The organism is Derxia lacustris (genome assembly GCF_002105195.1).
GTDB classification, from domain to species: Bacteria; Pseudomonadota; Gammaproteobacteria; order Burkholderiales; family Burkholderiaceae_E; genus Derxia; species Derxia lacustris.
On sequence record NZ_MUHU01000029.1, the window covers coordinates 1 to 23,811 of the forward strand.

General features: G+C 71.8%; 18 protein-coding genes. 4 read left to right on the forward strand and 14 right to left on the reverse strand.

The window, feature by feature from the left end:
• Nucleotides 1-110 precede the first annotated feature (110 nt).
• The 10 genes from B9P64_RS19185 to B9P64_RS19230 all read right to left on the reverse strand — a co-directional run bounded on the left by B9P64_RS19185 (nucleotide 111) and on the right by B9P64_RS19230 (nucleotide 14,000).
• Nucleotides 111-1,337 carry an MFS transporter gene (locus B9P64_RS19185; RefSeq protein ID WP_085317786.1) on the reverse strand — a complete coding sequence of 409 codons (1,227 nt, stop codon included), beginning with the start codon at nucleotides 1,335-1,337 and terminating at the stop codon, nucleotides 111-113.
• Nucleotides 1,338-1,390: 53 nt separating this feature from the next.
• Complete coding sequence (locus tag B9P64_RS19190; protein WP_085317787.1) at nucleotides 1,391-1,780, reverse strand: VOC family protein; 390 nt, start codon at nucleotides 1,778-1,780, stop codon at nucleotides 1,391-1,393.
• Between the two features lie 24 nt (nucleotides 1,781-1,804).
• On the reverse strand, nucleotides 1,805-4,966 hold the full coding sequence (locus B9P64_RS19195; RefSeq protein ID WP_085317788.1) for a C40 family peptidase: 3,162 nt from the start codon (nucleotides 4,964-4,966) through the stop codon (nucleotides 1,805-1,807).
• 6 nt (nucleotides 4,967-4,972) lie between these two features.
• Nucleotides 4,973-6,439: a cell wall hydrolase gene (locus B9P64_RS27090; protein ID WP_217808718.1), complete on the reverse strand. Its 1,467-nt coding sequence runs from the start codon at nucleotides 6,437-6,439 to the stop codon at nucleotides 4,973-4,975.
• Nucleotides 6,436-7,806, reverse strand: a complete 1,371-nt coding sequence (locus tag B9P64_RS19205) for a hypothetical protein (RefSeq protein ID WP_085317789.1) — start codon at nucleotides 7,804-7,806, stop codon at nucleotides 6,436-6,438. Before B9P64_RS19205 ends, B9P64_RS27090 begins: the two co-directional genes overlap by 4 nt.
• 117 nt (nucleotides 7,807-7,923) lie before the next feature.
• Nucleotides 7,924-9,057: an AbrB family transcriptional regulator gene (locus tag B9P64_RS19210; RefSeq protein WP_139826413.1), complete on the reverse strand. Its 1,134-nt coding sequence runs from the start codon at nucleotides 9,055-9,057 to the stop codon at nucleotides 7,924-7,926.
• Nucleotides 8,940-10,058: an ABC transporter ATP-binding protein gene (locus B9P64_RS19215; protein ID WP_235840052.1), complete on the reverse strand. Its 1,119-nt coding sequence runs from the start codon at nucleotides 10,056-10,058 to the stop codon at nucleotides 8,940-8,942. Before B9P64_RS19215 ends, B9P64_RS19210 begins: the two co-directional genes overlap by 118 nt.
• 7 nt (nucleotides 10,059-10,065) lie before the next feature.
• Nucleotides 10,066-11,817 carry an ABC transporter permease gene (locus B9P64_RS19220; protein ID WP_085317791.1) on the reverse strand — a complete coding sequence of 584 codons (1,752 nt, stop codon included), beginning with the start codon at nucleotides 11,815-11,817 and terminating at the stop codon, nucleotides 10,066-10,068.
• Nucleotides 11,814-12,893, reverse strand: coding sequence for an ABC transporter substrate-binding protein (locus tag B9P64_RS19225; protein ID WP_085317792.1), 1,080 nt, complete (start codon nucleotides 12,891-12,893; stop codon nucleotides 11,814-11,816). Before B9P64_RS19225 ends, B9P64_RS19220 begins: the two co-directional genes overlap by 4 nt.
• Before the next feature lie 18 nt (nucleotides 12,894-12,911).
• Entirely contained in the window at nucleotides 12,912-14,000 is a 1,089-nt protein-coding gene (locus tag B9P64_RS19230) for a porin (RefSeq protein WP_139826411.1), read from the reverse strand.
• A gap of 367 nt (nucleotides 14,001-14,367) precedes the next feature.
• On the opposite strand from B9P64_RS19230, the gene modA reads away from it, so the two are divergent.
• On the forward strand, nucleotides 14,368-15,174 hold the full coding sequence (modA, locus tag B9P64_RS19235) for a molybdate ABC transporter substrate-binding protein (RefSeq protein ID WP_085317794.1): 807 nt from the start codon (nucleotides 14,368-14,370) through the stop codon (nucleotides 15,172-15,174).
• A 10-nt stretch (nucleotides 15,175-15,184) separates the two neighbouring features.
• Here modA and tcuC read toward each other — a convergent pair whose 3' ends face one another.
• From tcuC to B9P64_RS19255, 4 genes are all read right to left on the reverse strand, one after another.
• The gene (tcuC, locus tag B9P64_RS19240; RefSeq protein ID WP_085317795.1) at nucleotides 15,185-16,504 is read right to left on the reverse strand and encodes an MFS transporter; all 1,320 of its coding nucleotides are present in this window, start codon (nucleotides 16,502-16,504) and stop codon (nucleotides 15,185-15,187) included.
• A gap of 174 nt (nucleotides 16,505-16,678) precedes the next feature.
• The gene (gene tcuB / locus B9P64_RS19245; protein WP_085317796.1) at nucleotides 16,679-17,896 is read right to left on the reverse strand and encodes a tricarballylate utilization 4Fe-4S protein TcuB; all 1,218 of its coding nucleotides are present in this window, start codon (nucleotides 17,894-17,896) and stop codon (nucleotides 16,679-16,681) included.
• A complete protein-coding gene (tcuA, locus tag B9P64_RS19250; protein WP_085317797.1) occupies nucleotides 17,883-19,316 on the reverse strand; it encodes an FAD-dependent tricarballylate dehydrogenase TcuA in 1,434 nt (477 codons plus the stop codon). Before tcuA ends, tcuB begins: the two co-directional genes overlap by 14 nt.
• A 75-nt stretch (nucleotides 19,317-19,391) precedes the next feature.
• On the reverse strand, nucleotides 19,392-20,318 hold the full coding sequence (locus tag B9P64_RS19255) for a LysR family transcriptional regulator (protein ID WP_085317798.1): 927 nt from the start codon (nucleotides 20,316-20,318) through the stop codon (nucleotides 19,392-19,394).
• Between the two features lie 104 nt (nucleotides 20,319-20,422).
• On the opposite strand from B9P64_RS19255, the gene B9P64_RS19260 reads away from it, so the two are divergent.
• The 3 genes from B9P64_RS19260 (at nucleotide 20,423) to B9P64_RS19270 (ending at nucleotide 23,791) form a co-directional block, all read left to right on the forward strand.
• Nucleotides 20,423-21,088 carry a response regulator gene (locus B9P64_RS19260; protein ID WP_085317799.1) on the forward strand — a complete coding sequence of 222 codons (666 nt, stop codon included), beginning with the start codon at nucleotides 20,423-20,425 and terminating at the stop codon, nucleotides 21,086-21,088.
• The gene (locus B9P64_RS19265) at nucleotides 21,085-22,608 is read left to right on the forward strand and encodes a sensor histidine kinase (RefSeq protein WP_085317800.1); all 1,524 of its coding nucleotides are present in this window, start codon (nucleotides 21,085-21,087) and stop codon (nucleotides 22,606-22,608) included. Before B9P64_RS19260 ends, B9P64_RS19265 begins: the two co-directional genes overlap by 4 nt.
• 94 nt (nucleotides 22,609-22,702) lie before the next feature.
• Entirely contained in the window at nucleotides 22,703-23,791 is a 1,089-nt protein-coding gene (locus tag B9P64_RS19270) for a S1C family serine protease (protein ID WP_085317801.1), read from the forward strand.
• Nucleotides 23,792-23,811 lie beyond the last annotated feature (20 nt).

Consider the following 23,811-nt stretch of genomic DNA (forward strand, 5'->3'; position numbering starts at 1 on the left):
GGCGTGGGGTGCGTCGACGGCGGGGTCGAAGGTGGATAAGCGGCGGTCTGTGCAGGCTTCAGGTCGGGCATCGCTCGCTGGCAAGCGTGGCGACCGATGCAGGTCGGGCCTCATTGCCCGGCGCTGTGGCCGTCAACCCTGGCGCCTGCGCCCAAGCGCTTCACCGCCCGCATCGCCGCCAGCGAGAACACCGCCGCCAGCCCGCCGAACATCAGCATCAAGCCTTCCCCGCCGAGCCGCCCCACCGCCACCCCCCCCGCCCCCGGCCCCAGCAGATTCCCCGCGCCCCACAGCAACCCCAGCGCCGCATTCGCCGCGACCAGCCGCCCGCCGCCGTAATGGCTGCCGGTCAGCACCATCGCCAAGGTGTACGTGCCGCCGGCCGCCGCGCCCATCACGCAGAGCAGCGGCCAAAGCAGCCAGTCGGCGCCGCTGCCGGCGGCCAGCGGCAGCGCGAAGGCGGCGAGCGTCATCGCCGCGCCGCAGCCGGCATGCACGCGGGCGCGGCCGATGCGGTCGGACAGCCAGCCGAGCGGAATCTGCATCGCGGCGTCGCTCCAGAACACCGCGCTAATCATCAGCGCCGAGCGCGCCTCGCCAAAGCCGTGCGCGAGGCCGTAGACCGGCATCAGTGCCAGCACTGTGCCGTCGAACACGGCAAACAGCAGCACGCCGGCGGCGATGGACGGCGTGGCGCGCAGCAGCATGGCCAGCCCGGCGAGGCCGCCGCCGGCTTCCTCGGCGTCGTGCTCGAAGTCGCCGCGCGTGGCCAGCACGAAGCCGCAGGCGACCAGATGCAGCGCCGTCACCAGCCCGAGCGCGGCCCAGCCGTCGGCACCCAGCCCCGCGAGCAGCCCCGGTCCGGCGGCCTGGCACAGCGTGTAGATGGTCGCGTACAGCGCCACGAGGCGGCCGCGCCGGCGCTCGTCGGCCAGATGGTTGAGCCAGGCTTCGCCGAGCACCACGCCCACGCCGTCGCAGCAGCCCATGAGCAGGCGCGCGGCGATCCACACCGGCAGGCTGGCGCTGGCGCCGAGCGCAAAGGTGGCGAGCATCGAGCCGAGCGTGGCGAGCAGCATCAGCCGCTTGACCGTGCCGAGCCGCGTGAGCAGCGGCGACGCCAGCGCGCCGAGCGTCAGCCCCACGGCCGGCAGCGCCGCCATCAGGCCGATGGCTTCGGCGGAATGGCCGGCGGCGGTCATGCGCACGGTGACCAGCGGCGCGGTCAGGCCGGTGGCGATGCCGACGATGGCGATGCTGGAGATGACGGCGGCCAGATCGGCGTGGCGCGTGGCCGTGGCTGGCGCGGCGGGGAGGGCGTGTTGCTGGAGGGACATCGCGGGCGGTCACGGAAGCGGGGCGCGGATTGTGCCCGCGCGCCGCTGCCGTCCTAGCCCGGCGCGATCTCGTTCGAGACCTCGATGAGATTGCCGTCCGGGTCGCGGAAGTAGACCGACAGGATCGGCCCGCGCGCGCCGGTGCGCCGCACCGGTCCGTCTTCGATGGCGACGCCGGCGCGGCCGAGTTCGGCGATCACCGCGTCGAGCGGCGTGACGGCGATGAAGCACAGGTCGGCCGAGCCGCGCGTGGGCGCGGCGGCCTTGGGCTCGAACTCGCGGCCGGCCTGATGCAGGTTGATCTTCTGCCGGCCAAAGGCGAGCGCCTTGCGGCCGGCACCGAAGCTGACGACCTCGAAGCCCAGCACCCGGGCGTAGAAGTCGCAGCTCGCGTCGATGCTGGCGACGGTGAGCACGAGATGGTCGAGACGGTCGATCTGCATGGCGGGCTCCGGTGGCGGCGGCAGTCAGGACTGGCGCCAGAGCGGATTGTTCACGCACTCGATCGCGCCGGCCGGGAAGGCCGACAGCTTGACCCGGTCGTCGCCCTGATTGCCGCCGAGCAGCACCACGCGGCCACCGTTGTCGCCGACGTAAAAGCCGACGTGATGCCGGTTCTCGCCCACGCTCACCACGACGATGTCGCCGCGCTTGCGGTCGGTGGCGTTGGTGCGCCTGGCCAGTTCCGGCGGGCTTCCGGCGTCCTGCCATTGGGCCCAGCTGTTGGCCAGTCCGGGGCTGGCGGGCGGGGCCGGCAGGGCGGCAAATGCCCGGCTCGCACCGGCAAGCATCAGGCTGCCGCCGGCGGCGGCCACCTCGGCGTTGAAGCGCGTGAGCACCCAGGTGACGAAGGCGCCGCACCAGGCGGTGGCATCGCCGTGGTCGCCGAAACCGGGCGCCACCGCATCGAGGTATTCGCAGATGCGCGGATTGCTGGCGTCGCGGGTATGGCGGTTGCGCTCGACCTGTCCGAGCTCGCCATAGGCCCAGTCGAGCCAGGGCGCCTCGTCGCGCAGATGGCGCGCGGCGAGGGCGCTGGCCGGGGCGGCCGGCGGCGAGCCGACGGTCGTGGTCGGCAGCACCGATGTGCCCTGATAGCCGAGCAGCTCGCGGTTGAGTTCGTCGTCGATCTCGTCAAGGCTGGCCGGCGCATTTTCCGCCAGCCTGGGCAGCGCCAGATCGCAATCGCGCGGCGCCAAGCCGCTGGCGGCGGCGAGCGCCGCCGCGCGTTCCTTCTTGAGCCGGTAAAGCACGACCAGCGCGCGCAGATCGGCATCGAAGCGGCCGGCGCTGCCGGCGCCGCTGCGGAAGTCGAAATCGAGCAGCGTGGCGAGCGTGGCGCCGAGGCCGCTGGCGCCGCCGCCGAGCGTGCCGCCGGCGCGCAGCCGGGTGCCGGCACTGGCGGCCGAGCTGGCGCCGGCGATGGCCGGGCGCTGCATGATGGCTTCGTAGAGCGTGGGCGTGAGCTGGTCGAGCAGCGGCGTATAGCCGTTGTCGTTCTGCCACTTGTTAAGCGCGATGCGGGTTTCGCGGTCGAGCACGCTCGACGGCGCGACGCCGAGCCGGACCTGGAGCGCGGCGATCTCGCGCCGCGTGAGCTGGCTCTCGAAATCGTTGAGCCCGGCCGCCATGCCGGCCGGCGCATCGCTGCTTTTGGCTGCCGCTGCGCCGCCTCCGCCACTGCCATCCGCCGGCGGGGTGGCGATGGACGGCAGCGGCGCATTGCCGGTGCCCTTGGCGGCGGTTTCCTCATCGGCGCGCAGGCGGCCGGCGGCGCGCAGCTTGACCACGCGGCTCAGCACGTCGAACCAGAACGGCGCGCCAAGTGCGATGAAGGCGGTGGTCAGCACCAGGCCGGCGAGGACGCGCAGCCAGTTCAGGCTGCCGCTGCTCTGCATCGCCATCGAGCGTAGGCCGATCTCGGCGCGCTCGTCGACCTTGGCGGTGCAGAGCCAGCCGTCGGGCTGAGGCTTTGCCGGATCGAGGCTGACGGTCACGGGGCGGTAGGCCGTCCGGCTGCATTCGGTCACGCATTGCTGACAGCTTTGGCCGGAATCGGGCGTGTTGCCCTCGGCCTTGGCAAGTGCGACGGCGGCTGCGGGCGCCTCGCAGCTCTTGCGGCAGACCTGCTCGCAGCGGGTGATCTGGGTCAGACCGATTTCGGTGCCGCGCTCGGTCGCGCCGGGCAGCGGGCCGACCGCCACCTTGCAGAACTGCGCCGCCTTGTTGGTCGGCGTCCAGCCGATCGGCAGGCTGGCCAGCAGATTGCCCCGGTCGCCCATGCAGTCGCGGATCGCCGCGAGGCTGGATTCGCTCCGGGCGCATTCGGCGAACAGCTCCGGATTGCGCGCAAACAGCCGCGCGAGCCGCTGGTTCGGCCGCTCCTGGCCGATCAGCGTGATGAGCGCCGCCTTGGCTTCCTCCAGAAAGCCGGCGGCTTCGCCCATTGCGCGCCGCACGTCTTCGGACTTGCTCACGGTGCGCGCCGCGCGCACCCAGGCCGAGATGTGGGCGAGGCAGGCATGGGCATGGCGCAGGGTGGTGTAGGTCTCGCTCTCGTTGGCCGGCTTGTCGGTCGTCCGACCCGATACCGGCGACGGGTAATGGCCGAGCGCCACTTCCACCGCCGGCAGCACCGCGAAGGGGATGACTTCGAGCCAGCTTTTCGGCTCGGACAGATAGGCGCTGGCGAGCTTGTCGGCTTCCGTGGCGTTGGGGTCGCCGTCCTTCTTTGGCCCGTCGTTGGCCGAGCCGCCGCGTTCGCCCTTGGCGATGTAGCCCGGAATCGCGCAATAGGTCTTCACGTCGCCGAGCCGGTATTGCAGCTGGGCGATGTCCTTGTCCTGCATGAAGGCCGGGCGCAGCCGGTTGTAGGCATCGGTCAGGCTGGCCGACAGGCGCGCTTCGGGCGCCTGGGCCGAGCCGGTGGCGGGGCGCGGATCGGGCTTGCCTTCGCGCTCGGCGGCGACGCGCTCGCCCAGGTTGGCCAGCGCGGCACGGGCTTCGGGCTCGCTGGCCAGCCGCTCGACGATGTTGAGGCTGTCGAGGTTGAGGCTGGCCGCCACCGCAAAGCCGATCAGGAAGGTTGCCTTGGCGCTGCGGCGCCGGAACCAGCCGTTGGCGCGGTCGCCGATCAGGCTGAACCAGGCCGCGATGGCGTTCTCGAAGCCGGTCCAGTCGCCCTCGTGGCCGACCGCCAGCCCGCGCAGCGTCTTGCGGATGCGGGTGGCGTCGGAATCGTCCTGGTTGCCGTCGAGCGCATCGAGGAAGGCGCTCGGCGTGGCATGGCTGTCGGACGGCGGGCGGCCGCCGCTGGCCGGATCGAGTTCCATCAGCAGGGCGCGCGCGAACACGTCGGGCGGAATCTCGGACGGGCCGCGCGCCAACCAGCTGTCGGGATCGGCGGGCTTGTCGCCGGCCGACAGCGCGAACACCAGCGGATTGGCCAGCACCCGCTCGCGCAGGTCGCGACTGCGTCCGCAGGCTTCGAGCAGCATGCGGTAGAGCACGACCGAACGGCCCTTGAACAGCGTGCCGTCGATGGCTTCCTGCAGCGAGGTGACCAGCAGGGCCACCACGGCGTAGATCAGCACCAGGCCGATCACCAGGTCGAGGATGTCGTTGTCCATGGCGGATCAGGCGATGTCGTTGAAGAAGGCGTGGTTGCCGATGACGGCGCTCGGCGACTTGCCGCGCGCCCAGTAGGTGAGCTCGCGCGCGGCCCGGGTCACGTAATGGCGCGCGCCGCGGGTCGGGTCGGCGATGCCGCCGTCGAGCAGCCGCTCGGCGATGGCGCGGGCGCGCCGATAGTCGTCGTCGGGCCGGGCGTCGAGCGCTTCGAGCTTGCGGCGATTGGGATCGTCGAGGTTCCAGCAGCTGAACTGTTTCGGGTCGAGGCAGACCGCCGAATGCGTGGTGCGGCCGCGATAGCCGCTGCGCTTGCGGTTGTCGATCACGCAGGCGACGGCTTCCATGCCGGCCTGCGATTCGCCGCGCGCCTCGCCCCACAGCGTCTTGGCGACGATCTCGATCTCGCGTGCGCGGAAGGCGGCATCGGGCCGGGCCGGCGTCGGCTCGGGCGCGAAGGCGCTGGCCGGCGGCGTGGCGCTGCGCTGCGCGAGGCGCGGCCGGTCGGCCTCGGTGAGCGTGGCCGGATCGTTGCGCAGATAGGGCTTGACGCTGTACCAGTCGAGCACCGGCGCGATGCGGCCGAACACCGCATTGGCGCCCTGGCTGGCGAGCGGATCGATCTCGCCGATGTGCATGCCGAGCAGGGCATCGTCGGCGGTCCAGACGGCGCCGCCGCTGTCGCCGGGCCGGGTCGGCGCGCGGGTGGCGTAACCCACGGCGTCGAGCAGGAAGTAGTCGGGATAGTCGTCGCCATCGGGGATGCTGACCTTGCCCGACCAGTTGATGCGCAGCGCGCCGGCCAGCGGCCCGTCGGTGCGGCGCAGGCTTACTGCGCGGTCGGGCGCGAGCTGGTCGTCGATGCCGGTCGGCAGCGCATCGGGCCGGGCGGCGAGCAGTTCGCGCAGCTCGGCGAGTACCAGCGCATCGATCTCGATCAGGCCGGCGTCGATCGGGCTGCGCGGCAGCTCGGCGGCATCGAGGCCGACGGCGGGCTGCCATTCGCGCAGCTTGCCGGCGAGGTCGAGCGCGCGGTCGCCAAAGCTGAGCGCGAACCGGTCGTCCCAGCGCGCGCGGGCATCGGGTGCCAGCACATGGCCGGCGCTGAGCAGGTAGTTGCGGTTGGGCGCGAGCCGGTCGCGCACCAGACAGGTGGCGGTGCCGGTGCCGGTCGGCACGGCCAGGCGTTCGAGGCCGATGGCGTTCTGCGCCCGCGCCGGCGCGGCGCGCAGCCGGCGCAGCCGCAGCGGCGGCAGCCCGGGCGCCAGCTGCCAGCGGGCCGGCAGCGCCGCGAGCGGAATGCCGTCGGCGACGGCAAGGCTGAATTCCCAGCGCGCCGGATCGAGCGGCAGGGCAATGGCATGCACCGCGCCGGCATCGAGCCAGTCGGGCAGACCCCGGGCCAGCCCAGCCAGCTGGCGCCCGGCGTGGCGGAACGCGGCTTGCAGCGCGCGGCGTGCGCGGGCGGCGCTCATGGCGTGGCTCCGGCGGCGGGCTTGGCCGGCAGGCCGAGCGCGGCGGCGCTGCCGAACAGGTCGGCGCTGCAATTGGCGCGCAGGGCTTCGGCCGTGACGCTGGCGCGCCGGGCCTCGTGGTCGGTCTGCCATTGCCGGGCCACGCCGATGGCATCGAGCAGGGTGGCGCGGGTGTCGCCGAGCAGCTTCCGCAATTCCTTCATCGAGCAATCGTCGAAGGCCGACAGGTCGCTGGCGTTGAGCGGCTCGGCGGGCTTGCGCGCGCCCTGTCCGGTGGCTATGCCGTTCTGGACATTGGGCAGGCCTTGCTTGATCGCAGCCACTTCGGTGGCGAGCTCAGCCACGATCTTGGCGAACTGGTCAGGCTTGGCCAGCGCAGGTGCGCGATCGTTGAGCGCTTGCAGCAGCCGCCGGTTCACTTCCGAAACGCGCTGGCGCAGGTGCGGGCCGGCGTCGCGCAACTCGGCGTCGATGGCGCGCAGCTTGGCCAGCTCCCTGCGTCCGCTTTCCAGGTCTTCGCGTTCCAGCGCCTGGAGCTTGAGCAGGCTGTCCTTGTAGCTGGGGCCGCTTGAGCCGCTGGCGGTTGCCGCCCCGACTTCGTTGAGGCGCTTCTGTAGCGTGGTCGGTGCCGGGCCGCCCGCCTTGCGCACGCGCGGCCGAGCCGAGAGCTGCAGGCTGTTGAAGTTTCTTTCGTATTCGCGCAGGCCACGGTCGAGTTGGTCGATGGCCAGCGCCAGCCCGTAGCCGCTGGCCGAGTACCAGCCGGCTTCGTGCGCGCGACACACGCTCGACCCAGCCGAACAGTTGCGGTCACCGGCCGGATAGAGATCGACGCTCGCCAGCGTCATCGCGCACGAGGTCTGGCGCGCGGCTTCGAGATAGAGCTTGTCGCGGTCGGGGATGCCGGAGGACAGCAGGCCGTAGGTGCCGAGCGCGACGGCGGCGGCGTCGCGCGTGAGGCTGGCCGACGGATCGGCGAGCAGCGCGGCGCCGACCAGCGCGCCGAGCGGATAGAGCAGGGCGTTGTAGGCGCTGGCGATCTGCATGCGCTCGACGCCGAGCCGGGTCAGCTGGCGCCGGCGCAGGTCGGCATCCCACAGGTCGTGGCCGAGGCCGGCGGCGTAGTCGTCGAGCCGGGTTGGCGGTGGCTGGCAGGCGTCGCGCGTGTCGCCGGCGATGCAGTCGGTGGGCCGGCTGGCCGCCTGCCCGTCGTTGCGGCCGAAGAAGCGGTCGTCGTCCTGCGATGGCACCGGGTTGAGCACGCTGCATGCCGCCAGCGCGGCGACCGCGAGCCAGGTCATGCCGGCCCGCAGGCCATGCCGGCGCGCGCCGGGTGTGATGAATGCTGCCGTGTCGATCCGCGCCATGCGGCCCCCGATGACGGTACGGCGGCCTCGATGCGGGCTGCCGGATTGTTGTCACCGAAGCATTCGATGCGGTTCTGGCACGCACCAGTTGGACAAGCTTGGCCTACCCGAGCCGCCTCAGCTGTTGCGAGCGATCACCCGCGCGTGCATCGGCCCCGCCGACAGCACCACCAGCACCACTCGCATCACATGCGCCGCCACCACCACCGGCGTGCCCAGCCCCAGATTGCCCGCCGTCAGCGCCATCTCCGAGATGCCGCCCGGCGCGCCGGCCAGCACCAGCGTCGGCAGCGCCAGCCCCGATGCCGCCGCCACCGCCCAGGCGAGCAGCACGCACAGCGCCAGCGCGACCGCATTGCTCATCACCACCGCCGCGACGAAGCGTGGCGCGCCGGTCAGCATCGAGCGGTCGAAGCGCGCGCCGAGCGCGGCGCCGATCAGCACCTGCGCCGCATCCACCGCCGGCAGCGGCAGATGGCCGTCGAGCCCGCCCGCGCCGGCCGCCAGCGCCGCGCCGAACAGCGGCGCCAGCACCCACGCATTGGGAATGCCGGCGCGCGCCGCCAGCCAGCCGAGCGCCGCGTTGGCCGCCAGCAGCCCGGCCATCGCCGGCCACGCCAGCAGCGCGCCCGACACCTGCCAGCTGTCGCTGCCATGCACGCCCAGCAGCACGAACAGCGGCGGCAGCGTGACCACCACGATGAGCACGCGCAGGCTTTGCGCAATGGCAACCCGGTCCACGCGCGCGCCGGCGCGCTCGGCCAGCACCGACATTTCCATCGCGCCGCCCGGCATGCTGGCAAACCACGCCGTGCCCGCATCGAGCGCGCACCAGCGCCGCAGCAGCGCGCTGCCGACCCAGGCCAGCAGCGGCGCGCTCGCCGCGATGAGCAGCAGCCATCCGCCCACGCTGGCCACCGCGCCCAGCACCGGCGGGGTGAACTGCAAGCCGAGCGCAGTGCCGACGATCCACTGCCCGGCAAAGCGCCCGCGCCGGGGCGTGCTGCCGGTGCGCGGCCCCAGCCGCAGCGCCGCCATCACGAACAGCGAACCCAGCATCCACGGCAGCGGAATGTGCAGCGCGGCAAAGCCCGCGCCGCCGAGCGCGCAGGCCGCGAGCGTCAGCGCGTGCTTCAGGCAAACACCCAGAGCCGTTCCGGCGGAATCTCGACCCAGCGCCGGCCGGCCTCGATGGGCGCGTTGCCATGCGCGCGCACCAGCGTGCCGGCGCTGTCGAGCACGTATTCCCAGCGGTCGCCCAGGTACATCGACGTGACCAGATCCATCGGCAGGCAGTTGGGGCCGGGGCCGGCCGCGAGCTTCACGCCCTCGACCCGCACCACGCCGACCGCCTCGTCGCCGATGCCGCCCGGCGCGGCCTGGCCACGGCGCTTGCCCCAGAGCTTGTGCTCGCCGAGGTCGAGGCAGATGTCGTCGTCGGTGCGCGACCTGACGCGGCCCTTGAGCGTGTTGTTGGTGCCCATGAAGCCGGCGACGAACAGCGACGCCGGCTGGCTGTACATCTCGGTCGGCGTGCCTTGCTGCTCGATCTTGCCGCCGTTGAGCAGCAGGATGCGGTCGCTCATCGCCATCGCCTCGCCCTGGTCGTGCGTGACCACCAGCGCCGACAGTTGCAGTCGCACGATCAGCTCGCGCAGCCAGGCGCGGGCTTCCTCGCGCAGCTTGGCGTCGAGGTTGGACAGCGGCTCGTCGAGCAGGATGACCGGCGGGTTGTAGACCAGCGCCCGCGCGATGGCCACGCGCTGCTGCTGGCCGCCCGACAGCTGGTGCGGATAGCGCGCACCCAGATGACCGAGGCCGAGGTTCTCGAGCGCATCGCCGACGCGCTCCTTGATGGTCGCGGCATCGGTCTTGCGCAGCTTGAGGCCGTAGGCCACGTTGTCGAACACCGTCTTGTGCGGCCACAGCGCATAGCTCTGGAACACCAGGCCGAGGTTGCGCTGCTCGGCCGGAATCTCGATGCGGCCGGCGCCGTCGAACACCGTCTTGCCGGCGATGGCGATGCGGCCTTCATGCGGCTGCTCAAGCCCGGCCACGGCGCGCAGCAGCGTGGTCTTGCCGCTGCCCGACGGGCCCAGCAGCGAGATCACCTCGCCGCGATGCAGGTCCATCGACACGCCCTTGAGGATGGGGTTGTCGCCATAGCTGAGCCTCAGGTCGCTGACGCTCAGGACGGTGGTGGCAGCGTTCATCGTGCTTGCCTTGTGCGGTTGTGCGGTTGCAGTCGTCATGGCCGTCTCACTTGTGCAGGTTGATGCCGAAGCGCAGCGCAATCGCCAGCCCGGTGCCCACGAGGGCGATGTTGATGAGCGAAAGCGCGGCCACCACATCCACCGCGCCGGTGGACCACAGCGAGACCAGCACCGAGCCGATCACCTCGGTGCCCGGCGCCAGCAGATAGACGCCGGTCGAATACTCGCGCTCGAAGATCATGAAGATGAGCAGCCACGACGCGAGCAGCCCGTTGCGGATCAGCGGCAGCGTGATGTCGCGCAGCGTGCGGCCGGCGCTGGCGCCGGTGAGGCGCGCGGCTTCTTCCAGCTCGGGCGCCACTTGCAACAGCGCGCTCTGGATCAGCCGCATGCCGTAGGCCAGCCACACCACCGTGTACGCAATCCAGATGCTGATGACCGTGCTGCGCAGCGGATTGAGAAAGGGCACGAACAGGAAGACCCAGAAGATCGCCAAGCCAGCGAGCAGGCCCGGAATGGCGCGCGGCGTCATCACCAGATAGTCGACGATGCGCACCAGGCCGTCGTGCTTGCGGTGCGTGCTCAGGCCGATGGCGGCATAGCAGGCCACGGCAATCGCGCCGCCCACCGTGCCGATCAGGATGGAGTTGACGATGGCGCGCACCATCGTGCGGTCCTCGAACACCTGGCGGAAGTTGTCGAGCGTGAGCACGTCGAGCAGGTTCACGCCCTCGCCCCAGCTGGTCACGAAGGCGCGCAGCGTCACGCCGGCCAGCGGGATCAGCACCGTGAACAGCAGCCACAGACCCACGATGGCAAACGCCGCGAACTTCCACTTGCCCAGCATCAGCGGACGCTGGCGCGCGGCCTTGCCCTTGATGCTGGCGTAGCGGTTGGCGGTGCGCAGCAGCAGGCGTTGCAGCAGCACCAGCGGCAGCGTGACCGCGATGATGCAGACCGCCACCGCCGCCATCAGCTGGTAGCTGGGCGTGCCGAGCTTGCTGCTGAGCTTGTACAGATAGGTGGTCAGCACGAGATGGCCTTCGGGGTCGCCCAGCACCAGCGGCAGACCGAAGATCTCGAAGCCGAGGAAGAACATCAGCACGCCGGCATACAGCAGCGCCGGCGCGATCAGCGGCACGCTCACATGCAGCGCCACCTTGAACGGATTGGCACCGGCGATGCGCGCCGCCTCTTCCACATCGCTGCCCAGATTGCGCAGCGCCGACGACGAGTACAGGTAGACGTGCGGCACATGCGTCAGCCCCGCGACCAGCGCAATGCTGAACAGCGAGTAGATGTTCCACGGCACAAAGCCGAACAGCTTCTCGGCCCACACCGAGGCAAAGCCCACCGGCCCCATCGCCACCACATAGCCGAAGGCCAGCACCACCGGCGAGATGAACACCGGCACCAGCAGCAGCGGCTCCAGCAGGCGGCGGCCGGGCAGGTCGGTGCGCACCATCAGGAAGGCCAGCGCCGCGCCGAGCGGCAGCGAGATCGCCGCCATGCCGAGCGCGATCGCCACCGAGTTGCGGCCGGCGACCCAGAAGTCCTCATCCTCGAAGATGAAGCGGAAGGCGTCGAGCGTGGCCGAGCTGCCCTTCATGAAGAAGGCGCCCGACAGAAAGCTCTGGTACAGGATCAGCAGCAGCGGCGTGAGCACGCAGACGGCCAGCACGCCCACGACCGCCACCCGCGCGGTCGGGAAGGGCAGGCGGGCCGGGCGCGTGCGCCTGCCGTGGCCATCGTCGCCGGCATGCTTGCCGTGCGGAAGGGCGGTCGCGGGCGTGCTCATTTCGGGCTCTTCACGGCGTTCCACTGCTTGAGGAATTCAAGCCGCTTTGCCTGGTCGAGATAGGTGAGCAGCCCGGGCCCGATGACGATGGGCTTGAGCGCATTGCCGAGCTGGGCCTGCAGGCCGCTGATGGTGGTGTCGCCCTTCACGTCGGAGCGGATCGCGAACAGGTCGGCGTCGCTCGCGATCACGGTCTGGCCGCGCTGCGACAAGATGTATTCGAGAAACACCTTCGCCGCGGCCGGATGCTTGGCGCCCTTGGCGATGAACATCACCCGGCTCATCACCAGCGTGTAGTCGGTCGGAAAGCTCACGCCGATGCTCGGGTCCTTGGCGGCGCGGGTCAGCGCGTAGGAGCCGAGCAGGTTGTAGCCGATCAGGTTCTCGCCCGAGGCGATGCGTTCCATCATCGTGCCGGTGCTCGACTGCACGCGCACGCCGGTCTGGCCCATCGCTTTCGCCAGCTCCCAGAAGCCGGCCGGATTGGTCAGCGCGTCCTGGCTGTGGAAGCTGAAGCCGACGCCGCTCTTCTCGGGGTCGTAGGTGGTGACCTTGCCCTTGAACTTGTCGGCCTTGGCGGTGAGCAGTCTGGTGAAGTCGGCGTGGGTCTTGGGCACGTCGGCGGCATCGACCAGCCGCTTGTTGTAGACGAAGCCGACCGGCTCGTAGGTGGTGCCGAAGGCTTCGTTCTTCCAGATTGCCCAGTCGGGCAGCTTGCTGGCGTCGCTGAGCTTGTAGGCCAGCGCATAGCCGTCGTTGACCAGCTTGACCTGCAGGTCCATGGCCGACGACCACATCACGTCGGCCGAGGCGCCGGCGGCGCTTTCCGAGATGAAGCGGTTGTAGACCTCGGTCGAGTTCATGTCGTGGTACTCGACCTTGATGGCCGGGTAGAGCGCCTCGAAGTCGCGCAGCAGCGGCGCGATCTGCTTCTGGTCGGTGGCGCTGTAGATCACGACCTGGCCCTCGACCTTGGCCTGGGCGATGTCGGCGGCGCTCTGGGCGCGCGCCGCGCCGCAGGTGCCGAGGGCGGCGAGCGCGAGCGCGATGGCCCGGCGCCTGATGACGATGTTCATGCTGTCTCCTCGTGTTTTTCAGAAGCGGTGCTGCACGCCGACGCCGAAGCCGGACTGCTGGCTGCCGACAGGCGTCTGGTCGCGGAACACGCCGGTCGGCACGCGGCCGCTCGCGTCGTCCTTGCTGCTGCGCGCGCTGGCCGCCACCGCATAGAGCCAGGTGCGCTTCGACAGGTTGTAGGTGAGCTTGCCGGCGAGCATGGCCGGATTGGAATCGGTATCGCGCTTGTTCTCGTAGTACACGCCGCCGTAGAGCGTGACCGCCTGCGTGAGCGGCGCGCTGGCGCCGAGCCAGTAGAGGTCGCCCCGGTTGTGCGGCGTGGCGGCGCTCGGCACGGCCGGCGCGCGGGTGGTGGCGCGCACGCCGGCGTAGAGCTTGGCCGGGCCGAAGTCGTAACTGCCCGAGCCGACGACGCTGCGGTTGCGGGTGGAGGCGGGCAGCGCCTCGGTGCCGCCGCTGCGGCCTTCGTCGAAGCTCAGTTGCGCCGATACCGCGCCCTTGTTGTAACCGAGGCCGTAGCCGTAGGCGCTGTTCGAGCCGGTGGCGCCGGCGACCTCGCCAAAGCTGTAATGCGCGCCGAGCGTGAAGGCGTCGAACTTGCCGACGTACTTGACGGCGTTGCTCACGCGGCTGGTGTAGCCGGTGGCCGGCACGCTGGCGGTGGACGTGAGCCAGGAGTACTGCGGCGCATAGCCCATGAAGTCGTGCGGCAGCACGAAGTCGTACACGGTGGTCGAGTTGCGGCCGAGCATCACGGTGCCGAGGCCCTTGCGCTCCAGCCCCACGTAGGCGAGCCGGCCCCAGATCGCCGAGCCGCTCGCGCCGGTATCGAGGTTGACCTCGCCTTCCAGGTTGAACACGGCGCGGTTGCCGTCGCCCAGATCCTCGCTGCCGCGAAAGCCGAGCCGCGAGGTGTTGAGGCCGCCGGAATTGACGCGCCACATGCCGTCGCCGCCGCTGTTGTTGCGGGTGCGGTACTCGATGCCGGCGTCCATGATCCCGTAGATCGTCACCGAGGATGCGGCCGGCGCGGTCTGCGCGAACGCGGCTTGCGTCGCGCCCAGGCCGGCGACCAGGGCGCATGCGCCCATCGCTTGAAGCTTCATTTCGTCTCCCCCTTTGCGGGTCTTGTCGTTGTCGTCGCGTGCTGCGGCGAGGTGCAAGTTAGGGACGGAGGCTGTCGAAATTCTGGCGATGGCCGGCAGGTTGCGGCGGCCAAGGGGCGTTCCCCTGGGGAGACGGCGCGGCGCTCAGGGAAAGTCCCGTGTCGCGGCGGCCTTGCACAGGCTTGCACGGCGCTGCGTCGGCCTCGCGCTCCGGCGGGCAGGCGCCGCGCGCGAGGGCGCGTTCCTAGGGCGCAAAGCTGGCAATCCGCTGGCGATCGGGGCTGGGGAATGTCCCCGCGCTGCGCGGCTTGTCGCGGGCGGCGCGGCGCTCTTAACGTCGCGCCATTTCACGACCAAGGGAGAAGCCATGTCCGGCTTGTCATTCCGTCCCGATCCGATGGGCCGGTTGCGCCGCGTCGGCGCGGCCATCGCGGCGAGCGCCTTGCTCGCGGGTCCGGCGCTCGCGACCGAGATCGATGTCATGACCTCGGGTGCCTTCACCGCCGCCTACCGGGAGCTGGTGCCGGCCTTCGAGCACGACACCGGGCACACGATCAGATCGGCATTCGGTGCGTCGCAGGGCGGGGCGGCCGATTCGATCCCGAGCCGGCTCGATCGCGGCGAGCCGGCCGACGTGGTGATCCTGGCGCGCCCGGCGCTCGACGCCCTGGTGAAGGCGGGCAAGGTGGTGCCGGGCAGCGAGGTCGATCTCGTGCGCTCGTCGATCGGCATGGTGGTGCGCGCCGGTGCGCCCCGGCCCGACATCGCGACGGTCGAGGCGCTGAAGCAGACGCTGCTCGCGGCGAAGTCGGTTGCCTACTCGGCCAGCGCGAGCGGCACCTATCTCTCGACCGAACTGTTCCCGAAGCTCGGCGTGGCCGAGGCGATCGCGCCGAAGCTCCAGCGCATCGAGAGCGCGCGCGTCGCGGCGGTGGTGGCGCGCGGCGATGCGGAGATCGGCTTCCAGCAGGTGAGCGAGCTGCTGCCGGTGCCGGGCGTGGACTTCGTGGGCGTGCTGCCCGAGGGCGCCCAGCGCGCGACCTTCTTCTCGGCCGGCATCACCACGACGGCGCGCGCGCCCGAGGCGGCGCGGGCGCTGATCCGCTACTTCGGCTCGCCGGCCGCCGCGCCGGTCATCGAGCGCACCGGGCTGGAGGCCTTGCCGGCGCGCTGAAGCGAGGCGCTCAGGCGCCGTTGCGCACCGGATCGGCGCCGATGACCGGCGCCGAGCGGCGGTACAGGAACAGCGCCGCGCTCAGGCCGCACAGCGCCGCGACGCTGAGCCAGGCGCCCGGCGCGGCCTTGTCGCCCGTGGTCTCGATGAGCCAGGTCGAGATGGCCGGCGTGAAGCCGCCGAACACGGCGGTGGCCAGGCTGAATGCGAGCGAGAAGCCCACCACGCGCACCTGGGCCGGCATCACCTCGGTGAGCGCTGCGACCATCGCGCCGTTGTACAGGCCGAAGTAGCTCGACAGCAGCAGCAGCACCGCGAGCAGCCGGTCGAAGCTCGGTGCCTGCGCGAGCCAGTGCAGCGCCGGATAGGCGGTGAGCATCGCGACGAAGGCCACGCCCACCAGCAGCGGCTTGCGGCCGAAGCGGTCGGACAGCGTGCCGCCGACCGGCAGCCAGACGAAGTTCGACAGGCCGACGAACACCGTCACCAGCAGGCTCTCGGCGGTGCTCAGATGCAGCACGGTCTTGCCGAAGGTGGGCGTGTAGACGGTGATGAGATAGAAGGTCGAGGTCGTCATCGAGCTGAGCAGCATGCCGGCGATGACGAGGCGCCAGTTGGCGCGCATGGTGCGGAACACCTCGGCCGTGGTCGGGTGATGGCGCTGGGCCTGGAAGGCGGCGGTCTCGGTCAGGCTGCGGCGCAGGAAGAAGATGAAGGGCACGATCATGCAGCCGACGAAGAAGGGCACGCGCCAGCCCCAGGCCGCGACCTCGGCCGCGTCGAGCGACTGGTTGAGGCCGTAGCCGAGCAGCGCCGCGAGCACCACCGCCACCTGCTGGCTGCCCGACTGCCACGAGGTGTAGAAGCCCTTGCGGCCCGGCGTCGCGATCTCCGACAGGTATACCGACACGCCGCCCAGCTCGGCGCCCGCCGAGAAGCCCTGGAGCAGCCGGCCGATCAGCACGAGCGCCGGCGCGAGCAGGCCGATGCTGTCGTAGCCGGGCACGAAGGCGATCAGCAGCGTGCCGCTGGCCATGATCGCCAGCGTCACGATCAGCCCCTTGCGGCGGCCGACCTCGTCGATATAGGCGCCGAGCACGATGGCGCCGAGCGGGCGCATCAGGAAGCCGGCGCCGAACACTGCAAAGGTTTGCATCAGCGAGGCGAATTCGCTCGCGGCCGGGAAGAACACGCGCGCGATGTGGGTCGCGTAGAAGCCGAACAGGAAGAAGTCGAACTGTTCGAGAAAGTTGCCGCTGGTCACGCGCAGCACGGCGCCGAGGCGCGAGGCGCGGCGCCCGCCGTCGGCGGCGGTCGAAGGGGTGGTCATGGATGTCTCCTCGATGGGATGGTGGTCGGGCGACGCACCGCCGGAAAGGGCGGTGGAGGCTGTCGTTGTGGAGCGCCGCCGACCTGGCGCGGCGCATGGTCGAAGTCCTGCCTGTCGAATCGCTGGCAGGGGATCGCCGGTCGTGCCGGACGCAACGCGCCCGGCCGCGAGGCTTCAGTCGGCGCCGAGGCGCAGCCGGTCGGGCTGGCGCTTCTCGATCGCATGCTTGAGCAGGGCGGCGCAGCGGAACACGCCGTGCGCGAACTTGCCGTAGGGCAGGGTGAGGAAGAGCGCCATCACCACGCCCAGATGCAGCGCGAGCAGCAGCGCCATCGCCGGGCCGTCGCGGCCCGCGAGCAGGCCGAGGCCGGTGGCGCTGGTGAGCAGCAGCAGTGCGATGAAGCCGCGATCCATCGGCCGTTGCGCCGGGTCGCCGCGCTGCGGATCGCGCCTGAGGTTGAGCCACAGCAGGCCGGCCGGGCCGACCAGCAGGCCGACGCCGCCCGCCGTGCCGAGCAGCACCGGCAGGCTGGTGAGCGCATAGGGCGCGTGCAGGTCGAGCAGGTAGTGGTAGAGCGTCGCGACGCCGGTCGCCGCGAAGCAGGCCATGAAGCCGCCCGCCGTCAGGTGGTGGAAGCGCCGCCGCGCGAGGCTGAAGGCGTCGTCGGCCTCGTTGCAGCCGTCGCCGTGGCCGCCGCCGAGATAGCGCAGCGTGATCGCGGCGCTCGCCGCCTCGGCGCCGGCCGCCGCGCTGATGCCGCCCGGCGCCAGCTCGCGCCAGAAGCGCCGCACGCCCATGCCGAGTGCCAGCACCGCCCAGCCGAACACCGCGCCGAACAGCGCCGCGAGCAGGTTGTGCGGAAACACCGCGTAGAAATTGCCCGCGAGCGGCGCATGCACGAGTCCGCCGGTGGCGGCGAGCGCGAGCGCCAGGAACAGCGCCAGCCCGACCGACAGCGCCAGCGACAGCACGAGTCCGTTGGCGCGGTAGGCCGCGCCGAGCGGCGCCGGCCAGGCGAACTGCGCATAGCTGTCGAGCCGCACCTGCGCCATCGCGCGCGGCACGTTCACCGCGAACTCGTGCGGCGGCGCGTACTGGCAAGCGTGATAGCAGGCGCCGCAGTTGTGGCAGAGGTTGGCGAGATAGGCCACGTCGGCGGCGCCGAATTCGAGCCGCCGCGTCATCGCCGGGAACACGGCGCAGAAGCCTTCGCAATAGCGGCAGGCATTGCAGATCTGCATCTGCCGCGCGACCTCGGCGGTGTTGCTGTCGAGGGCGCGGATCGGGATCACGCGCGCGGCGGGGGCGGTCGCTGCGCCATTCGCTGACTTGGCGGAAGCGGCGCCGGCGGCGCGCGGCGCGGCGGCAGTCAGGGCATCAGGCGAACGCATGGCGGGCCTCCTTCGCGGTGTGGGTGCGCGCGGTGGCGAGGCGGCTCGCGGCGGCGGCACCGGCGCCGGCGATGCGGCCGAAGGCCGTGCCGATCGACATGCCGACGCCGGCCGTGTAGCCCTGGCCCAGCACGTTGCCGGCCATCATTTCGCCGGCGACGAACAGGTTGTCGCTCGGCTGGTCGGCGAAGCGCACGGCGGCGGTCGCGTCGGTGCGCAGGCCGAGGTAGGTGAAGGTGATGCCCGGCCGCAGCGCGTAGCCGTAGAACGGCGGGGTGTCGATCGGCAGCGCCCAGTGCGTCTTGGGCGGCGCGATGCCGTCGGTATGGCAGTCGTCGAGCGTCGTGTGGTCGAAGCGGCCGACGCGGCAGGCGGCGTTGTAGGCCGCGAGCGTCTCGACGAAGGGGCCGACCGGCAGGCCGAGCTGGCGCGCGAGGTCGTCGAGCGTGTCGGCGCGCGTGCCCGGAAACACCGGCGGCATAAAGCGGCCGACCGCCTTCGCGTCGATGATCGACCAGGCGATCTGCCCCGGCTGGCGCGCGACCAGCCGGCCCCAGATCGCATAGCGCTTGGGCCAGAAATCCTCGCCCTCGTCATGGAAGCGGCGCGCCTCGCGGTTCACCACCACGCCGAGCGACACGCAGTCGATGCGGGTGCAGATGCCGCCGTCGTAGAGCGGCGCGCGCGCGTCGATCGCCACGCAATGCGATTGCGACGGGTCGCCGATGCTGTCGGCGCCGGCGTCGATGAGCTGGCGCAGCAGCACGCCCTGGTTGAAGCGCGTGCCGCGGATGAGGAAGTTGTCGGCCGGCCATTCGCCGCGCTCGTCGCGACCCCAGGCCTCGCGCAGCCACTCGCGGTTGGACTCGAAGCCGCCGGCCGCGACCACGCAGCTGCGGGCCTCGAAGCGCTCGCCGTTGCGGCCGATGGCGGCGACGAAGCGGCCGTCGCGCAGCTCGATGCGCTCGACGGGCGTCTCGTAGCGCACCTGCACGCCGAGCTTTTCGGCGCTGCGGTAGTAGGCGTTGACGAGCGCCTTGCCGCCGCCCATGAAGAAGGCGTTGGTGCGCGCCACATGCAGCGCGCCCGACAGCGGCGGCTGGAAGCGCACGCCGTGCTTCACCATCCACGGCCGGCAGGTGGACGAGGCGCGGATCACGAGGCGCGCGAGCTGTTCGTCGGTGCGCCCGCCCGTCACCTTGAGCAGGTCCTGCCAGTACTCCTCTTCCGGGTAGGCATCGACCAGCACGTCCTGCGGCGCGTCGTGCATGCAGCGCAGGTTGCGCGTGTGCGCCGAATTGCCGCCGCGCAGCTCGCGCGGCGCCGATTCGAGCATCAGCACGCTCGCGCCGGCTTCGCGCGCGGTGAGCGCGGCGCACAGGGCGGCGTTGCCGCCGCCGATCACCAAAACATCCAGCATCCGGTTCTCCTCCAGGGTGGCCGGAATCTAGGAAGCGGTGATGGACGGCGCCAGACGCGGTCCGGCAAGGGGGCTTCAGCTTTCGTGAAGGGTGGCGCCGGGCCAGTCGCCGGCGCGCACCAGCTCGCGCACCACGTCGGCGAGCACGACGCGCGCCGCGAGCGCCGCCGGCGAGAGCTCGTCGTCGGACAGGCTGGCGAGCAGGTTGCGGCGCAGCAGCCCCGCGTCCGCGATCTCGGAGGCGACGATGCAGTCGCGCGGCAGCCGCACGCTGGCGGCGCCGGGCTGGATCGTCGCGCCGAGGCCGGCGCGCACCGCGTCCATGAGCACGGCGAGGCCGTCGATCTCGAAGGTCACGTCGGGCGTGAAGCCGGCGCGCGCGAAGCCGGCGTTGATGATCGAGCGCAGCCCGTGCTGGCCGGTCGGCATGATGAGCGGCACGCCGGCCAGCCTGCCGAGCGTGACCTGCGGTTCGCGCGGCAGGCCGGGCAGCTCGCGCGCGCCGAGCAGGAACAGCCGTTCGGTGAGCAGCGGCTGCACGCTCCAGCGCTGGGTGCCATCGGTGGCGAACAGCACGGCCAGATCGAGCTGGCGCGTCGCGAGCATCGACGCGAGATTGCCCGACAGACTCTCGACCAGCCGCAGCCGCACATCGGGATGGCGCTCGCGCATCGCCCGCAGCAGCGGCAGCGCCAGCACCGCCGACGTGGACGGCGCGAGCCCGACGCTGGCATGGCCCGACAGCCGCGCCAGCTGGGCCGCGCGCGCGGCATCGTCGGCATGGCGCAGGGCGAGCTGGGCCTGATGCAGGAAGGCGAGACCGGCCTCGGTCGGCCGGGTGCCGGTCGAGCTGCGTTGCAGAAGACGCACGGCAAGTTCACCTTCGAGCCGGCTGATCTGCTGGCTCAGCGCCGACACCACCACGCCAAGATCGTCGGCGGCGCGACCCATGCTCCCGAGGGCGACGACGCGGACGAAATAGCGCAGCTGACGGAGTTCCATGAATGTCGGGGAGGGCTTGCGGTTGGCGCCGGCGGACTGACCGGGCGGCGCTGCATCGTGTTGAAATCGCGGCCCGCCCGTCTGTCGCCGAGAAAGACCGAACCATGCGCCTGCTGCTTGTCGAAGACCAGCAAGAACTCGCCGAATGGCTGGCGCGCGCGTTGCGCCAGGGCGGCCATGCCATCGACCTGATGGCGCGCGGCGACCATGCCGACCATGCGCTGCTGACCCAGCCCTACGACCTGCTCATCCTCGACTTGTCGCTGCCGGGCCTCGACGGGCTGGAGGTGCTGCGCCGGCTGCGCGCACGCGGCAGCGCGATCCCGGTGCTGATCCTCACCGCGCGCGGCAGCACCGACGACCGCGTGCGCGGCCTCAACCTGGGCGCCGACGACTACCTGACCAAGCCCTTCGAGCTGGCCGAGCTGGAGGCGCGCATCAAGGCGCTGCTGCGGCGCGGCGGCGGCCGGGCGCCGGTGCAGCGCGTGGGCCGGCTCGACATCGACAGCAGCAGCCGGCTCGTCAGCCTGGACGGCAAGCCGGTCGCGCTCACGCCGCGCGAGCTGGCGGTGCTGGAGGCGCTGGTCGCGCGCCAGGGCAAGCCGGTGTCGCGCGAGCTGCTGTTCGAGAAGGTGTTCGACTTCGATGCCGACGCGCGGCCCGAGGCCATCGAGAGCTATGTGAGCCGGCTGCGCAAGAAGCTCGAAGGCTCGGGCGCGGTCATCACCACGCTGCGCGGCCTGGGCTACTTGCTGAGCGAGGGCGAATGAAGCGCGCGGCGCCATCGGCCGTGGAGCTGCCGCCGCGCCTGCCCGGCACCGAGCATCGGGCGCGCGGCTGGCGCTTTGGCGCGCTGATGGCCGGCATGGGCGGCGTGAGCCTGCGCGGCCGGGTCGCGCGCTGGCTGCTGCCGTCGATGCTGCTGCTGCTGCTGGTCAACGGCTGGACCGCCCAGCGCACCGCGCGCGAGACCGTCAACCGCGCCTACGACCGCAGCCTGCTGTCGTCGGCTCATCTCATCGCCGACCGCAGCTATTCGGTGCATGGCGAGGTGGTGGTCGATCTGCCCTATGCCGCGCTCGACATGCTGGGCGACGGCGCCAACGAGCGCGTGTTCTACGGCGTGTACTGGCCCGACGGCGAGGCCATCACCGGCTATGAAGACCTGCCGCGCCCCTCGCCCTCGACCGCGCCGACCGCCACGCTCGATGGCGACTATCGCGGCGAGCCGGTGCGCGTGGTGACGCTGCGCAAGCGCCTCTACGACCCCGAGCAGCGCAATGCCGACAGCGTGCTGGTGGTGGTGGCCGAAACCACCGAGCTGCGCGCCCGCGTCGCGCGCGAGCTGTTCATCGACAGCCTGCGCAGTCAGGCGCTGCTGGTCGGCGGCGGGCTGATCGTCATCTGGCTCACGCTGACCACCGCATTCCGGCCGCTCACGCGGCTGGGCGATGCGTTTGCCCAGCGCCGCGACGACGATCTGACGCCGGTCGCGACGCGCGGCATTCCGGCCGAGGTGGCGCCGCTGATCGTGGCGGTCAATCACCACATGGAGCGCATCGAGGCGATGGTGCAGGCGCGCAAGCGCTTTCTGGCCGATGCGGCGCACCAGCTGCGCACGCCGCTGGCGGTGCTGCGCACCCAGATCGACTACGGCCTGCGCCAGCACGACCCGGCCGAAATGCGCAGCGCGCTCGACGGCCTGGGCCACAGCCTGCGCCACACCCAGCGCCTGACCGACCAGCTGCTGGCGCTGTCGCGCGCCGAGGCGGTGAACGGGCTGGCCAGCGAGCGCGCGCCGCTCGATCTGGTGGCGCTGGCGCGCGAGGTGGCGGCCGAGCTGAGCCCGATCGCGGTCGCGCGCGGCATCGATCTCGGCTTCGATGCCGAGGCGCTGGCCGGCGCGCCGACCGCCGCGCGCAGCGTGCTCGGCAATGCGGCGCTGCTGCGCGAGATGGCGCTCAATCTGGTCGACAACGCGCTGCGCTACACGCCGCGCGGCGGCAGCGTGACGGTGGCGGTCGCGCCGGCCGACACGCCCGCCGACACGCCGGCCGCGCTGCTGTTCAGCGTGACCGACACCGGCCCCGGCATCGCGCCGGCCGAGCGCGAGCGGGTGTTCCACCGCTTCTATCGCATCCTGCGCGACGGCCAGGGCGACGGCAGCGGACTGGGACTGGCCATCGTCCGCGAGATCTGCCGCGCCCACGGCAGCGACGCCGTGCTCGACGCCGGCGACGGCGGGCTGGGCCTGCGCGTCAGCGTGGTCTTTCCGCGCCTCGACACGTAACACCGCGCCGGCGCTTTTGCCGGCCGGCGACAGTTGCCGCTGGCTTCCGCGCGGCGTTACCGTGCCCCCAGCCCCACGCAGCCGGAGCACGCCCATGAGTCGCAGGCCCATCCAGAGTCGTTCCCCGTCGCGCGCGGCGGCCGCTGCCGTGCTGGCGCCGGTCGGTGCCCAGGCAATCGCGCCGCCGGCCGAACCCGCCGAGCCGGCCGCGAGCGCCGTACCGGCCGCGCCCCGGCGCTGGCGCGCGCTGCTGCGGCGGCATGAGCGCTGGGTCTGGGCGGCGGCGCTGCTGGCGGTGGCCGCGCTGGCCGGCTGGGCCGCCTGGCTGCGGCCGCTGCCGGTCGTGCCCGAGATCGACGAGATCGATCAGGCGCTGCGCGCCTCCATCGGCAAGAAGCCGCTCGCCTCGGCGCTGGCGGCGGCGCAGGCGGCGATTGCGCCGTCGGTGGTGCGCATCAAGGTCGAGCATGACGAGGCGCCGGCAGCGGCGGCGCGGCCCCGGTCCGGCGGCGCCGGCGGACCCGGCAGCCGCAGCGAGCCGGCGCCGGCCCGGCGCGCGCCGGCGCTGCCGCCCGGCCATCCCGACATCGGCCGCAATCCGGCGCGCGCGCCCGACGGCGCCGGCCCGCCGCATGCGCCCGACAGCGGCATCAGCATCGGCAGCGGCGTGGTCGTGACCGAGGACGGCAGCATCCTCACCAATCTGCATGTGGTGTCGGGCAAGGGCCGCATCAGCGTGACCTTTGCCGACGGCAGCGAGTCGCCGGCCGACCTGATCGGCGCCGATCCGCGCATCGATCTGGCGGTGCTGCGCGCGCGCGTGCTGCCCGACGATCTGCATGCCGCCACGCTGCGCTCCAGCCACGACCTGCTGCCCGGGCAGGAGGTGCTGGCGGTCGGCTTTCCGTTCGGCATCGGGCCGTCCACCTCGGCCGGCGTGGTGTCGGGGCTGGACCGGCGCTTTGGCGCGCCCGGCAGCGATGCGCCGATGACCGGACTGATCCAGTTCGATGCCGCCGCCAATCCGGGCAACTCGGGCGGGCCGCTGGTCACGCTCGACGGCAATGTGGTCGGCATCGTCACCGCGATCATGAATCCGACCCCGCACGAGACCTTCATCGGCATCGGCTTCGCGGTGCCCATCGAGGCCGCGATGGGCGCGGTGGGCATGTCGCCGTTCTGAGTTGCCGGCGGGTGCGCGTC